Source organism: Xylanimonas oleitrophica, from assembly GCF_003244315.1.
GTDB lineage: Bacteria > Actinomycetota > Actinomycetes > Actinomycetales > Cellulomonadaceae > Xylanimonas_A > Xylanimonas_A oleitrophica.
Map to the genome: position 1 here is coordinate 15,878 of NZ_QKWH01000013.1, position 14,462 is coordinate 30,339.

General features: G+C 74.8%; 8 protein-coding genes. 5 read left to right on the forward strand and 3 right to left on the reverse strand.

Annotated features, from left to right (window positions below; all coding sequences use genetic code 11):
* Nucleotides 1-134 precede the first annotated feature (134 nt).
* The 3 genes from DNL40_RS13455 to DNL40_RS13465 all read right to left on the reverse strand — a co-directional run bounded on the left by DNL40_RS13455 (nucleotide 135) and on the right by DNL40_RS13465 (nucleotide 4,321).
* Complete coding sequence (locus DNL40_RS13455; protein ID WP_111251779.1) at nucleotides 135-2,384, reverse strand: PhoX family protein; 2,250 nt, start codon at nucleotides 2,382-2,384, stop codon at nucleotides 135-137.
* 105 nt (nucleotides 2,385-2,489) lie between these two features.
* Entirely contained in the window at nucleotides 2,490-3,494 is a 1,005-nt protein-coding gene (locus DNL40_RS13460) for an electron transfer flavoprotein subunit alpha/FixB family protein (protein WP_111251780.1), read from the reverse strand.
* Between the two features lie 23 nt (nucleotides 3,495-3,517).
* The gene (locus DNL40_RS13465) at nucleotides 3,518-4,321 is read right to left on the reverse strand and encodes an electron transfer flavoprotein subunit beta/FixA family protein (protein WP_111251781.1); all 804 of its coding nucleotides are present in this window, start codon (nucleotides 4,319-4,321) and stop codon (nucleotides 3,518-3,520) included.
* 71 nt (nucleotides 4,322-4,392) lie between these two features.
* Here DNL40_RS13465 and glgX point away from each other — a divergent pair, with 71 nt between their 5' ends.
* From glgX to DNL40_RS13490, 5 genes are all read left to right on the forward strand, one after another.
* Complete coding sequence (gene glgX, locus DNL40_RS13470; RefSeq protein ID WP_111251782.1) at nucleotides 4,393-6,693, forward strand: glycogen debranching protein GlgX; 2,301 nt, start codon at nucleotides 4,393-4,395, stop codon at nucleotides 6,691-6,693.
* Nucleotides 6,694-6,814: 121 nt separating this feature from the next.
* Nucleotides 6,815-8,527: an FAD-binding dehydrogenase gene (locus tag DNL40_RS13475; protein WP_111251783.1), complete on the forward strand. Its 1,713-nt coding sequence runs from the start codon at nucleotides 6,815-6,817 to the stop codon at nucleotides 8,525-8,527.
* A gap of 622 nt (nucleotides 8,528-9,149) precedes the next feature.
* Nucleotides 9,150-11,261, forward strand: coding sequence for an alpha-1,4-glucan--maltose-1-phosphate maltosyltransferase (locus DNL40_RS13480; protein WP_281268467.1), 2,112 nt, complete (start codon nucleotides 9,150-9,152; stop codon nucleotides 11,259-11,261).
* The gene (treS, locus tag DNL40_RS13485; RefSeq protein WP_111251784.1) at nucleotides 11,258-13,072 is read left to right on the forward strand and encodes a maltose alpha-D-glucosyltransferase; all 1,815 of its coding nucleotides are present in this window, start codon (nucleotides 11,258-11,260) and stop codon (nucleotides 13,070-13,072) included. The genes DNL40_RS13480 and treS overlap by 4 nt, the downstream gene beginning before the upstream one ends.
* Entirely contained in the window at nucleotides 13,069-14,442 is a 1,374-nt protein-coding gene (locus tag DNL40_RS13490; RefSeq protein WP_111251785.1) for a phosphotransferase, read from the forward strand. Before treS ends, DNL40_RS13490 begins: the two co-directional genes overlap by 4 nt.
* The last annotated feature ends 20 nt before the right edge of the window (nucleotides 14,443-14,462 follow it).

Sequence of the window (14,462 nt, forward strand, 5' to 3'; positions counted from 1 at the left end):
CGCCGCGTGGTCGAGATAGGCGCCGGAGGTCACGGTGCACCAGTCTACGAGCGGTCGGGACGACGACGGCGCGCGCCCCGGTCAGGGACGCGCGCCGTCGGGTCGTACCGGGCGCCGGGGTCACCGGCGCCGGGTCACCAGCCCCAGCGGCCCAGGTTGCGGTGCCCCGGGCCCCAGCCCTTGAACCCGCGCGGCCACGGGAACGGCCCCGGGCCGGCCCAGCCGTGGCCCGGCTTGCCCTTGCCCGGCTTGCCCGGGTGCTCGCCCGCGCCCGCCTTGTAGACCTGCACGGTGGCCGGGCGCGGACCACGCCACGCACCGGCGGGCGCCTGCTCCCCCTCCTCGACGTAGTCGGGGAAGAACGAGCGCTGCTGCGCCCACGAGCCGTTCTCGCCCGGGTGCTGCACGTTGACGTAGACCATGCCGTCGACCGAGTCCACCACCGGACCGCACGTCTCCGCCTCGCGCGGCACCGAGAGGAACTGCTGCACGTTGCCGCGCTCGCGGCCCGTCAGCGGCACCTTGAACAGGCCGTCGCACTTCTGGATCGACGACGGCTGGCCGTCGGTCGAGATCCACAGGTTGCCCTCGGCGTCGAACGCCACGTTGTCCGGGCACGAGATCGGCGAGACCTTGTCCGCCGGGAAGCCCGAGAAGTACGCGGAGCCGTTCACCGACGGGTCGCCCGCCACGATGAGCAGGTTCCACGTGAACGTCTCGGCGAGCTGGTCGCCGCGGTCCTCGGCGATCTCCACGACGTGCCCGTCACGGTTCGCGTTGCGCGGGTTGGGCTCCGTGGGGCCCTCGTCGCGCCCGGAACCGTTGCCCCGCGAGGAGTTGTTGGTGCAGGCCACGTAGATCTTGCCCGTGACCGGGTTCGGCTCCACGTCCTCGGGGCGGTCCATCTTCGTGGCGCCCACCTTGTCGGCGGCCAGGCGCGTGAACACCAGGACCTCCTCGACGCTCATGCCCTCCACCATCGAGCGGCCGCCCTTGACCAGCGGGATCCAGCGGCCGCGGCCGTCGAACGCGCCGTCCGAGGGCAGCGCACCCGAGCCGTCGATCTCCGCGGCCGGCGAGTCGCCCTCGAACCGCGCCACGTACAGGTCGCCCTCGCTCAGCAGCGTCTTGTTGTGCGCACGGGCCTTGGCGCTGCTGCCGTTCTGGAAGCGGTTCTTGGACACGAACTTGTAGACGTAGTCGAACGCCTCGTCGTCACCCATGTAGGCCACCGCGTGCCCCGACTTCGACAGGATGATGTTGGCGCCCTCGTGCTTGAAGCGGCCCAGCGCCGTGTGCTTGACCGGGGCGGCGTTCGGGTCGTACGGGTCGATCTCCACGATCCAGCCGAACCGGTGGCTCTCGTTCTCGTAGCCCGGGTTGTTGCCGTCGAAGCGCGGGTCGTCGTTCTCCCAGCCGTAGCCGGTGGCCGCGTCGCGCAGCCCGTAGCGGGCGTCGCGCGGGTCGGAGCCCTTGACGCGCAGGTAGCCGTGGAAGTTCTCCTCGCCGGAGACGACGGTGCCCCAGGGCGTGGTGCCGCCGGCGCAGTTGTTCAGGGTGCCCTTGACGCGGCGGCCCGTCGGGTCGGCGACCGTCTTCATCAGGTCGGTGCCCGCGGCCGGGCCGTCCACCACGAACTCGGTGTCCATGTGGATGCGGCGGTTGAGCGGGCTGATGCGCGAGTACGTCCACGGCGAGCCCGTGGTGCGGCGCGTCACCTCGACCACCGACATGCCGTGCGCGGCACGCTCGATCGCCCGGCGCGTGGCGGCGTCGTACGACTCGTCGAACATGATGCCGGGGTTGGTGTACTCGTGGTTGCTCACCAGCAGGCCGCGGGTGCCGCGCGAGCGGGTGTGCACCGGCTTCTGCAGCTCCTTGGGGTCCGCGGGGAGGATGTCGAGGTAGTCGCAGTTGTAGCCGAACTGCAGCGCCTGCTGCTGCGGCGACTGCGCGGCCGGGTCGAACGCCCGGGCGCCGGGCAGGATCGGGTCGCCCCAGCGGATGATCGGGCTCCACTCGTAACCGTCCGGCACCACGAACGCGTCGGTGGCGGCCGGCTGCGGCACGATCGGGCCGAACGCCAGTCCCTTGCCGTTGCCCTTGCCGGGCGTGGCAGGCAGGGCGGCGGCGGACGGGGCGCCGGCCACCTGCGAGCCGACGACGACCGCGGCGGCGGCGGCGAGACCGCCCAGCATCGTGCGGCGGCTCAGCGCCCGCGAGGCGATGTCGCGGAAGTACTCGTTCGCGGACGCGTTGGGCGCCGGGTGGGCGCACTGGTCCGCGCACTTGAGACGGCAGGTGACCGGGCTGCGCTTGCCGCGGGCGTGGCCGGGCGTGGGCTCCAGCGAGAGCAGCGGGCGCTGCTCGGGTGCGATCGTCATCGGGCGCTCCTCAGCGGGGTGGCTGTCGTGGTGACGCGCCGACGTTAAGAAGGCCCGGTGGCCTGCCCGCTTCACCCGGGTGAAGGGCGGGTGAACTCCCGGTGGCTACTGCTGCGCCCCGCGGGCACGGTGTGCCCGGATCGCCTCGGCCGCCTGCGGCAGCACGTCCGCGAGGTCGCCCACGACGGCGAAGTCGCTGATCTCGAAGATCGGGGCCTCCGGGTCGTTGTTGACGGCCACCACGACCTGGGACGCCTGCATGCCGCCGCGGTGGTGCGGCGCCCCGGAGATGCCGGCCCCGATGTAGACGCGTGGGGCGACTGTCACGCCCGTCTGGCCCACGTACCGGTCGAACCAGCCCTCGAAGACGGCGTCGCGGGTGGCGCCCACCGCCGCGCCGAGCGCGTCGGCCAGGTCCTCGACGGGGCCGAAGTCGCCGTTGGTACCACGCCCGCCGGCCACGACGACGGCGGCCTCCTCCAGGGTGGGGCGGCCGGTGGTGCGCGGCTTGGGCTCGCGCGCGACGACCGTCACGGCCGGCGCCTCGACGTCGATCGGCAGCGCCTCCACCTCGGGGTGCGTGGGGGTGGCGGCGGTCTCGGCCACGACGGCGTTGGCCCGCACGGTGACCACGGCGGGATCGGTGGCCACGGTGCTCGTGACGTCCCACGAGCCGGCGAACACGCGCTTGGTGGCGCGCAGCGCACCGCCGGGCTCGGCGTCCCACGAGACGGCGGCGGCGTCGGTGACCAGCCCGGCCCCGAGACGTGCGGCGGCCACCGCGGCCGCCTCCTTGGCGGAGAAGCCGGACGGGGCCAGGAGCACGTCGGCGTCGGTGCGGCGCACGGCGGCGACGAGCACGGCCGCGACCACGGACGTCAGGTGGCGGGCGTCGGCGGGCAGCGACGACGGCAGCTGCGCCTGGTGCACCCCCTCGACGCCGTGGGCGCCGAGGACGGCGAGCACCTCGAGGCTCGGGGCCTCGAGGGTGACGACGTCGACACGGCCCAGCGAGCGGGCGATCGTGACGAGCTCGAGCACGCTCGAGCGGACCTCGGTGGCGTCGCTGACGGGTCCGTCGAGCAGCACCAGGGCGGTGGGGCGGGTCATCAGGGCCTTCCGGAGGGTTCGGTTCAGACGAGGTCGTTGCGGATGAGGAAGTCGGCCAGGGCCTTGCCGCCCTCGCCCTTGTCGACCACCAGCTCGGTCTCGCCCCGCGGCGGGCGGGGGGCGCTGTCGACCACCACGGAGCGGGCGCCCGCGGCACCCACCGCGGCCGGGTCCAGGCCCAGGTCGGCCGCCGTCCACGTCTCGACGGCCTTGGTGCGCGCGGCCATGATGAGCTTGAAGTTGGGGTACCGGGGGCTGTTGGCCGCGTCGGTGACCGAGAGCACCGCGGGCAGCGGTGCCGCGAGCGTCTCGACGGCGTCGTCGCTCTCCCGCGTGACGGTCAGCGTGCGCCCCTCGAGCGCCACCGACTTCGCGAGGGTCAGCTGCGGCCGCCCCAGGGCCTCGGCGACCAGCGCAGGCACCACGGAGCCGAGCCCGTCCAGGGCAGCCATGCCGGTGACGACCAGGTCCACCGGGGCCTCGGCCTCGAGCCGGCGCACGGCGGCCGCGAGCGCCGCCGCGGTGCCGAAGTAGTCCGAGCCCGCCAGGGCGTCGTCCGTGACGCGCACGCCGCGGTGCACTCCCATCTGGTACGCCTTGCGCAGCGTGATGTCGGCGGTCTCGGGCGCGACGGTCACGGCGACGACCTCGCTGGCCTCGCGCTCGGCGTCGGGCAGGGCCTCGACGAGCCGCAGCGCCGCCTCGACGGCGTTCTCGTCGAGCTCGTTGAGCGAGCCCTCCGCCGGGTCGCGCACCACGCGGCCCTCCGCGAAGCGACGGTCGGAGGCGATGTCCGGGACGTACTTGAGCAGGACGACGATGCGCACGACGCCGAGCGTACCCGTGCCGGGCGGCCACCGGTTCGCCCACCCCCGTCGCGGTGGGACACGATGGGGGCATGGACGCCACGACCAGCCCGGAGGCCCCCCGGCCCGTCGTGCGGCCGCTGGTCCGGCCCACGGCGCGCCGCTCCCACGTGCCGCCGCTGGGCGTGCACGTCACGCCCGACGGCGTCGACGTCGCCGTGGTCGCCTCGCACGCCACGGCGGTGGACCTGTGCCTGGTCGACGTCGTGGACCCCGGCCTGCCCGAGACGGACCCCGCGCGCTACCGCGAGCGCCGCGTGCCGCTGCTGGGCCCCACCTACGGGGTGTGGCACGCGCACGTGCCCGGCGTGCGCCCCGGGCAGCGCTACGGCTTCCGCGCGCACGGCCCGTGGGACCCGCGGGCGGGCATGCGGCACAACCCGGCCAAGCTCCTCGTGGACCCCTACGCCCGCGGCCTGGTGGGCTCGGTCACCTACGGTCCCGAGGTCCTCGGGGCCGTGGGCCACCTGCGCGGGGACGACCCCACCACCCCGGACGGCCGGTGGTGGGTGGCCGAGCCCTACGGCGACCCGGACCCCACCGACTCGCTGCCGTTCGTGCCGCACTCGGTGGTCATGCCTCCCATGCCGCAGGCCCCGCCGCTGACCCGCCCGCGCGTCCCGTGGGCCGAGACGGTCGTGTACGAGGCCCACGTGCGCGGGTTCACGCTGCTCGACCCCGCGGTGCCGGAGCCGCTGCGCGGCACCTACGCCGGGATGGCCCACCCGGCCACGATCGCCTACCTGCGCGACCTCGGGATCACGACGCTCGAGCTGCTGCCGATCCACGCCTCGGTGTCGGAGCCGCGCCTGGTGGCGCACGGGCTGACCAACTACTGGGGGTACTCGACGCTCGGCTTCTTCGCCCCCGAGCCGCGCTACGCCACGCGCGCCGCCCAGGAGGCCGGGCCGGCCGCGGTGCTCGACGAGGTGCGCGGCATGGTGCACCTGCTGCACGAGGCGGGGATCGAGGTGGTGCTCGACGTCGTCTACAACCACACCTGCGAGGGCGGGGACGACCAGCTCCACCTGTCGTGGCGGGGCCTCGACAACCCCCTGTACTACCTGCACGACGGCGGCACCCCTGCCGCGCTGGCCGACGTGACCGGGACGGGCAACACCCTCGACTTCCGCCGGCCGCGCGTCATCCAGATGGCGCTGGACTCCCTGCGCTACTGGGCGCAGGAGGTGGGGGTGGACGGGTTCCGGTTCGACCTGGCGACGACGCTGGGGCGCGGCTCCTACGGGTTCACGGCCGAGCACCCGTTCCTCGTGGCGCTGCAGACCGACCCCGTGCTCAGCGGTCTCAAGCTGATCGCCGAGCCCTGGGACGTGGGGCCGGGCGGCTGGCAGACCGGCTCGTTCCCCCCACCCATGGCCGAGTGGAACGACCGGTTCCGCGACGCGGTGCGCGGGTTCTGGCTCGCCTCCGCCGCCGCCGGCGCGGCCGGGCGCCCCATGGAGGGCGTGCGAGAGCTCAGCACCCGGCTGGCCGGCTCGGCCGACCTGTTCGGCCACTCGGACCCGCCGCTCGTGCGCGGCCCGGTCGCATCCGTCAACTACGTCACGGCCCACGACGGCTTCACCCTCGCCGACCTCGTGGCCTACGACCGCAAGCACAACTGGGCCAACGGCGAGGACAACCGCGACGGCACCGGCAACAACCTCTCGTGGAACCACGGCGTCGAGGGCCACAGCGCCGGCGACGACACCGCCACCGAGCCGTGGTCCGCCGTCGTGCCCATGCGGCGGCGCTCCCAGCGCAACCTGCTCGCCATGCTGCTCCTCGCGGCGGGGACGCCCATGATCACCGCCGGCGACGAGGTCGGCCGCTCCCAGCAGGGCAACAACAACGCGTACGCGCAGGACTCCGAGATCTCGTGGGTGCGCCGAGACCACGACGACGCGGCGCGCGACCTGCTCGCCACCACCCGGTTCCTGCTGGGGCTGCGGCGCGAGCACCCGGCGCTGCGCGCCGACTCTTTCTTCCTCGGCGCGCCCCGCCGCGGCGAGACCCGCACGGACCTGCTCTGGTTCACCGAGACCGGGGAGCAGATGGACACCCGCGCCTGGGACGAGCCCGGCCGCCGGGTGGTGCAGATGCTGCGCCCGGGCCCCGGCGAGACCGACTGCGACGTGCTGCTCGTGCTCAACGGCCGCCTCGACGACCTCGACGTGAAGCTGCCGCCGCTGCTGGAGGGCGCCGGGCCGTGGGAGCGGGTGTGGAGCTCGACCTGGGACGCCCCGGAGGAGCCCGCCGGCGAGGAGCGGTGCTCCGGCAGCGCCACGATGGACGCCCTGAGCGTCCAGGTGTTCCTCGCCCGGCGGGGCTGAGCCGCGCAGGACCGAGCCACCCAGGGCTGAGCCCGGCGGCGCACCGACGGTGCGCGGGCAGCCCCGCGCCCCGCCTGCGCGCCACGGGCCGCGGGCCGCGGGGCCCGGGTACCGTGCCCGCATGAACGCCGACGTCGTCGTCATCGGTGCCGGGCTGTCCGGCCTCGTCACCGCCACCGAGCTCGCCGCGACGGGCCGCCGCGTCGTCGTGCTCGACCAGGAGCACCCCGACAGCCTGGGCGGGCAGGCCTGGTGGTCGTTCGGCGGCCTGTTCCTCGTGGGATCGCCCGAGCAGCGGCGCGTCGGTGTCCACGACTCCGCCGAGCTGGCGTGGGCGGACTGGCTGGGCTCGGCCGGGTTCGCCCCCGGCGCCGCACAGGGCCACGGCCCCGACCGGCACGGGTACGCGTGGGCGGAGCACTTCGTCGAGTTCGCCGCCGGCGGCATGCGCTCGTGGCTGCACGGCAAGGGCGTGCGGTGGTTCCCGCTCGTGCAGTGGGCCGAGCGCGGCGGCTACCCGTACGGCGCCGACGCCGCCCACGGCAACTCCGTCCCGAGGTTCCACGTCACGTGGGGCACCGGGCCCGCGCTGCTCGCCCCGTTCGTCGCCGCCGCGAAGACGCTGCGTGACCAGGGCCTGCTCGAGATCCGGTTCCGACACCGCGTCACGTCGCTGGTGACGACCGACGGGCGCGTCACCGGCGTACGAGCCGAGCTGCTCGCCGACGACGGCCCCGCCCGCGCCGGCCTGGCGTTCGGCGGGCGGGCCGCCCCGTCGTCGCGCGACGTCGTCGGCGAGACGGAGATCACCGCAGGCGCCGTCGTCGTCGCCTCGGGCGGCATCGGCGGCAACCACGACCTGGCCCGCGAGCGCTGGAACCCCGGCTACGGCGCCCTGCCACTGCGCATGCTGCAGGGCGTGCCCGACTCCACCGACGGGCTCATGCTGGGCGTCGCCGCCGACGCCGGGGCCGCGCTGGTGCACACCGGACGCATGTGGCACTACCCCGAGGGCATCGCCAACCACTCCCCCGTCTGGACCGACCACGGCATCCGCATCCTGCCCGGCCCCTCGTCCCTGTGGCTCGACGCCGACGGGCAGCGCCTGCCCGCCCCGCTGTTCCCCGGGTTCGACGCCCTCGGAGCCCTGCAGCACATCACCAGCCGAGGGCACGACCACTCCTGGTTCGTGCTCAACCGGACCATCATGGAGACGGAGTTCGCGCTCTCCGGCTCCGAGCAGAACCCCGACCTGACCGGCAAGGACGTGCGACTGCTCGCCCAGCGGGTGCTGCCCCGCGCCGTCGGGCCGGTGGCGCGGTTCGCCGCCGAGTCCCCCGAGTTCCTGTGGGCCCCCACGCCCCACGAGCTCGCCGCACGGATGAACGCCCTCACCGAGGCCACGCCCGGGTCGTCCGGGCACGTCGACCCTGACGAGCTCGCGAGCACCGTGGCGCTGCGCGACGCCCAGGTGGCCGCCGGCCTCGGCAAGGACCCCCAGGTGGTGGCCACCGCCGCCGCCCGGCGGTTCTGGGTGGACCGACGCATCCGGGTGGCACCGCCGCGCCCGCTGACCGACCCGAAGGACGGCCCCCTCCTGGCCGTGCGCCTCTCGGTGCTGACCCGCAAGACCCTCGGTGGCGTGTGGTGCGACCCGTCCGGGCGGGCTCTGCGCGCCGACGGCACCGTGCTGCCCGGGCTGTGGGCCGTGGGCGAGGCCGCCGGGTTCGGCGGCGGCGGCTCGCACGGGCACCGCGCCCTGGAGGGCACGTTCCTCGGCGGGTGCCTGCACACCGGCCGCGTCACGGCCCGCGCGCTCGCGGACCACCTGTGAGCGCCCCGGGAGGCGGCCGGGCGGGCACCGGTCGCTACCACGTGCCCGCCGCGTACGCAGGCCGTTCACCAGGGCGGGACACCCCGGGGCCAGCGCGCGCGTGGCCCCGGCCCACCTGGATAGCGTGGGCCGCGTGACGACGAGCCCGCGCAAGCGAAACACCTCCGGGAACGCGAAGCCGAAGGCCGCAGTCCCGGCCCCGGCCCCGGCAGAGCCCGCCGCGCCCGCGGGCACGGCCCCGCACGACGCCGCACACCACGAGGTCGCACCGGGTGAGGCCGGCTCGCCGTCCGAGGCGGAGGCCCCCGGGGCGGGCTCGGGCAAGAGCCCTCGCAAGGCCGCGCCGAAGACCTCGACGAAGACGCCCGCAAAGGCGCCGAAGGCGGCACCGGCGAGCGCGACACCAGCGAAGGCTCCGGCACAGAGGGCCACGCGGGCCCGCGGCACCTCTCCGGCCAGGGCGGCGGCCGCTGCGGCGCGCGGGCCGCACGAGGCCGTGACCGCTGCGGCCGCCCCGACCCCCCCGACCGACGCGGCCCGTACCCGGTCGGGGTCGCGCGCCGCGGCCACCCCGGGCCGGGGCCAGGCCGAGCGCGCGGCTCCCGCCCCGACGTCGCACGAGGTGCCCGTCGCGGCACCGGGCACGCCCGTGCTGCCCGCACCGCCGGCCCCCGTCGGGCGCATCCCCGTGCTCGAGGTCTCCCCGGTGGTCGAGGGCGGCCGCTGGCCCGCCAAGGCCGTGGTGGGTGAGGTGGTGCCCGTCGAGGCCACCGTGTTCCGGGAGGGGCACGACGCCGTCGCCGCGACCGCGGTGCTGCTCGACCCGGCGGGCCAGGTGCACCAGACGGCGCCGATGCGCGACATCGCCCCCGGGCTCGACCGTTTCCAGGGGTTCCTCCAGCCGGACTCCGAGGGCGAGTGGTCCTTCCGCGTCGAGGCGTGGAGCGACCCCTACGGCACCTGGGCGCACGACGCGACCGTCAAGATCGAGGCCGGCGTCGACGTCGAGCTCATGCTCGCCGAGGGCGTGCTGCTCTTCGAGCGCATCGTCGCCCCGGAGGCCCAGGCCGCCCGCGTGCCGCAGGACGCGCGGGTGCTGGCCGACGCTGCCAGCGAGCTCGCGGACACCACCCGACCGGCCGAGGCGCGCCTGGCGATGGCCACCACCCAGGCCGTCAGGGACGCGCTGACGCGCAGCCCGCTGCGGGACCTCGTCACCGCGAGCGCCACGTACCCGCTGCGGGTGCACCGCCGTCGGGCCCTGTACGGCTCGTGGTACGAGATCTTCCCCCGGTCCGAGGGGGCGACCCGTGCCGAGGACGGCACCTGGCGGTCGGGCACGTTCGCGACCGCGGCCCGGCGGCTGCCCGCCATCGCCGGGATGGGGTTCGACGTCGTCTACCTCACCCCGGTGCACCCCATCGGGACCACGTTCCGCAAGGGCCGCAACAACACCCTGGACGCGCGGCCGGGCGACCCGGGCAGCCCGTACGCCATCGGCTCGCCCGACGGCGGGCACGAGGCGATCCACCCGGACCTGGGCACCGAGGAGGACTTCCGGGACTTCGTCGCCGCGGCGGCCGAGCACGGCCTCGAGGTGGCCCTCGACCTGGCCCTGCAGTGCTCCCCCGACCACCCGTGGGTCACCGAGCACCCCGAGTGGTTCCGGACCCGCGCCGACGGCACCATCGCCTACGCCGAGAACCCGCCGAAGAAGTACCAGGACATCTACCCGCTGTACTTCGACAACGACCCGGTGGGGCTGCGCGAGGAGATCCTGCGCGTGGTCGAGACGTGGATCGAGCGGGGCGTGACCCTGTTCCGCGTCGACAACCCGCACACCAAGCCCCTCGACTTCTGGGAGTGGCTGCTGGCGCAGGTGCACGCCAAGCACCCCGAGGTGATCTTCCTGTCGGAGGCGTTCACCAAGCCGGCCATGATGGCCACCCTGGCCCGGATCGGGTTCCACCAGTCGTACACGTACTTCACCTGGCGCAACACCAAGGAGGAGGTGCTCGAGTACCTCCAGGAGGTGTCCGGGCCCGCCGGCTCGGTGATGCGCCCGTCGTTCTGGCCCACCACCCACGACATCCTGCCGCCGTACCTGCAGCACGGCGGCGTCGCCGGGTTCGCGGTGCGCGCCGTGCTCGCCGCGACCGGTTCCCCCACCTGGGGCGTGTACTCCGGGTACGAGCTGGTGGAGAACGTGCCGCGCCCCGGCGTCGAGGAGCAGATCGACAACGAGAAGTACGAGTACAAGCCGCGCGACTGGTCCCACGCGGACGAGATCGGCGTCTCGCTCCTGCTGACCAGGCTCAACGAGATCCGGCGGCAGCACCCGGCGCTGCAGCAGCTGCGGAACCTCACGGTGCACCCGGCCGACAACGGCAGCATCGTGGCGTTCTCGCGTCGCGTGCGCGGCGAGCACCTCGCCCTGGCCTCGGGCCACCAGGACGCGGCTCCGGGCGCCCGCCCGGGCACCGTCGGCACGCCGTCCGACGACGTCGTCCTCGTGGTGGTCAACCTCGACCCCTGGGCCGCGCAGGAGACGCTCCTGCACCTGGACCTGGAGGCGCTCGGCCTGACCCCGCCGCCCGGCACCGACGGCAGCGCCCCGTTCTTCGTCGCGCACGACCTGCTCACCGGGGCCACCTACCCCTGGGGCGCGCACCCCTACGTGCGGCTCGACCCGCGCACCCAGGTGGCGCACGTGCTCCAGGTGGGCCTGGCATGAGCACCTCCACCCGGCCGGCGGACGTCCCCCGGCCCACCACCCAGGCGCTGCCCGTGCAGGCGCTGCCGCCGCGGCGCGAGCCGGACGTGCCCGGTCTGGGGCGCCCCGGGCTGACCGACGACCCCGACTGGTACCGCAAGGCGGTGTTCTACGAGGTCATCGTCCGTGCGTTCTCCGACTCCCAGGGCGCCGGCAGCGGCGACCTGCGCGGCATCATCCAGCGGCTCGACTACCTGCAGTGGCTGGGCATCGACTGCCTGTGGCTGCCGCCGTTCTACCCCTCGCCGCTGCGCGACGGCGGGTACGACGTCGCCGACTACACCGCCATCGCCCCGCAGTACGGCACCACCGCCGACTTCACCGAGCTGATCGAGGAGGCGCACGCCCGGGGCATCCGCGTCGTCGTCGACCTCGTGATGAACCACACCAGCGACCAGCACCCGTGGTTCCAGTCGTCGCGCGCCGACCCCGACGGGCCGTACGGCGACTTCTACGTGTGGAGCGACGACAGCACGCGCTACCAGGACGCGCGCATCATCTTCGTCGACACCGAGACGTCCAACTGGACGTTCGACCCCGTGCGCCGCCAGTACTACTGGCACCGGTTCTTCAGCCACCAGCCGGACCTCAACTTCGAGAACCCGCGCGTGGTCGACGCCATGCTCGACGTGGCCCGGTTCTGGCTCGGCATCGGCGTGGACGGGTTCCGCCTCGACGCCGTGCCGTACCTCTTCGAGGCCGAGGGCACCAACTGCGAGAACCTGCCCGAGACGCACGCGTTCCTGCGCAAGGTGCGCCGCATGATCGACGCCGAGTTCCCGGGGCGCATCATGCTGGCCGAGGCGAACCAGTGGCCCCAGGACGTGGTCGACTACTTCGGCACCGACGACGAGCCCGAGTGCCACATGTGCTTCCACTTCCCCGTGATGCCGCGGATCTTCTACGCCATGCGTGACCAGCGGGCCCGGCAGATCCTCGACATCATGGCCGACACCCCGCCCATCCCGGCCCGCGGCGGGCAGTGGTCCACGTTCCTGCGCAACCACGACGAGCTGACCCTCGAGATGGTCTCCACCGAGGAGCGCGCCTCCATGTACGGGTGGTACGCGCAGGACCCGCGCATGCGCGCCAACGTGGGCATCCGCCGTCGGCTGGCCCCCCTGCTCGACAACTCCCGCAAGGAGATCGAGCTCGCCCACGCCCTGCTGCTGTCCCTGCCCGGGTCGCCCTGCCTGTACTACGGCGACGAGATCGCCATGGGCGACAACATCTGGCTGCCCGACCGCGACGCCGTGCGCACCCCCATGCAGTGGACGCCGGACCGCAACGCCGGGTTCTCCACCGCCGACCCCGGCAAGCTGTACCTGCCGCTGGTCCAGTCGCTGGTGCACCACTACGAGCAGTACAACGTCGAGGCGCAGCTCGCCCAGCCCACCAGCCTGCTGCACTGGGTGCACGGCATGCTCGCCGTGCGCCGCCTGCACCCGACGTTCGGCACCGGCGACTTCGTGGCGCGCGACTGCGACGAGGAGGCCATCCTCGCCTTCACGCGCTCCTCGGAGGACGAGACCCTGCTCGTGGCCGCCAACATGGCCGCCACGGCCCACTCCGCCACCATCGAGCTGCCGGGGTACGAGGGCTGGACCCTGACCGACGTGTTCGGCGGCGGGCGCTTCCCCACCGTCGGCGCCGACGGCCGTGTGACCATGACGTGGGGCTCGCGGGACTTCTACTGGCTGCGCCTGGACCCGCCCGCCGGGAGCAGCGGCCGCGGCGGCCCCGCCCACGACGAGGCCGGCGAACCACGGTGACCGGGCAGGCCGCCGTCACGGTGCGCCCCGCGGGCACGTCGCTGCCCGCGGACGTCGCCGCGCTGGTGGCGGCCTGGGCGCCCGGGCGCCGGTGGTACCCCGGCACGGCCGAGGGCAGCACGCCCGAGCCGTGGCTGGAGGTGACCGTCGAGGGCGCCGACGGCGTCGTGCTCGCGCTGCTGCGGCTCGAGCAGCCCGGCGGCGACGCCGTCGTGCTCCACGTGCCGGTGGTGCTCGTGCCCGTGGCCGAGCCCGCGGCCGAGGAGCAGGTGGGACCCGGCCTCGTCGGCACCGTCCGCACGGCGTCGGGCACCGTGGCGGTGCACGACGGCGGTGCGCACCCCGCGTGCTGGCTCGCGCTGCTGCGGGCCACCGGCGGCACCGGTGCGGGCACCGAGGCCGACGCCGCCCGGGTGCTCGCGGGGGCGCGCACGATCAGCGGTGAGCAGTCCAACACCTCCGTCGTGCTGCCGGGCCTGCGCCTGCCCGAGGCCCCCGCCGGCGCCATGCTCAAGATCCTGCGGACGGTCGCCGCCGGGCCGCACCCCGACGTCACCGTGCCCCAGGCACTCACCCGGGCCGGCTACCCCGGCGTGCCGCGCTTCCTCGGCTCGCTCGAAGCCTCCCTGGACGGGGTCCCCTCCCACCTCGCGGTGCTCTCCGAGCTGGTCCCCGAGGCACGCGACGGCTTCGAGCTGGCCTGCGACCTGGCGGAGCGTGGCGAGCCGTTCGACGCGCTCGCCGCCGACCTCGGCACCGTCCTCGCCCGCCTCCACGCCACCATGCGCACCGCGCTGCCCGGCGGCGAGCCGCTCGACCCTGCCCGCTTCGTGAGCGGCCTGCGCCGACGCGCCGACGCAGCCGTCGCAGCCGCCGACGCCCTCGCCCCGCGCGCCCCCGAGATCGCCGCCGTGCTGGACGACCTCGAGCACCGGCTCACCGCGCAGCCCCGACCACCGAGGCTCCAGGCCGTCCACGGAGACCTGCACCTCGGCCAGGCCCTGCACGGCGCCGACGGGTGGAAGCTCCTCGACTTCGAGGGCGAGCCGCAGCGGCCCGTCGCCGAGCGCACCGCCCCGGACCTGCCGCTGCGCGACGTCGCCGGGATCCTGCGCTCCCTCGACTACGCCGCCGCCGTCGGAGGCGCTCGCGACCCGGGCTGGGCCGCGAGCGCCGAGCACGCCTTCCTCGACGCGTACCGCGCCGAGGCCGGGGCGCCGCCGGGCATGACCCCTGACGTCGCCCAGGCCGTGCTGGGCGCCCTGGTGCTCGACAAGGCCCTGTACGAGGTGGTCTACGAGTCCCGGCAGCGGCCCCGGTGGCTGCACATCCCGCTCGCCGCCGTCGACCGGGTGCTCGCCGCCGCCTAGGACGCAGCCCTCACGAGCGC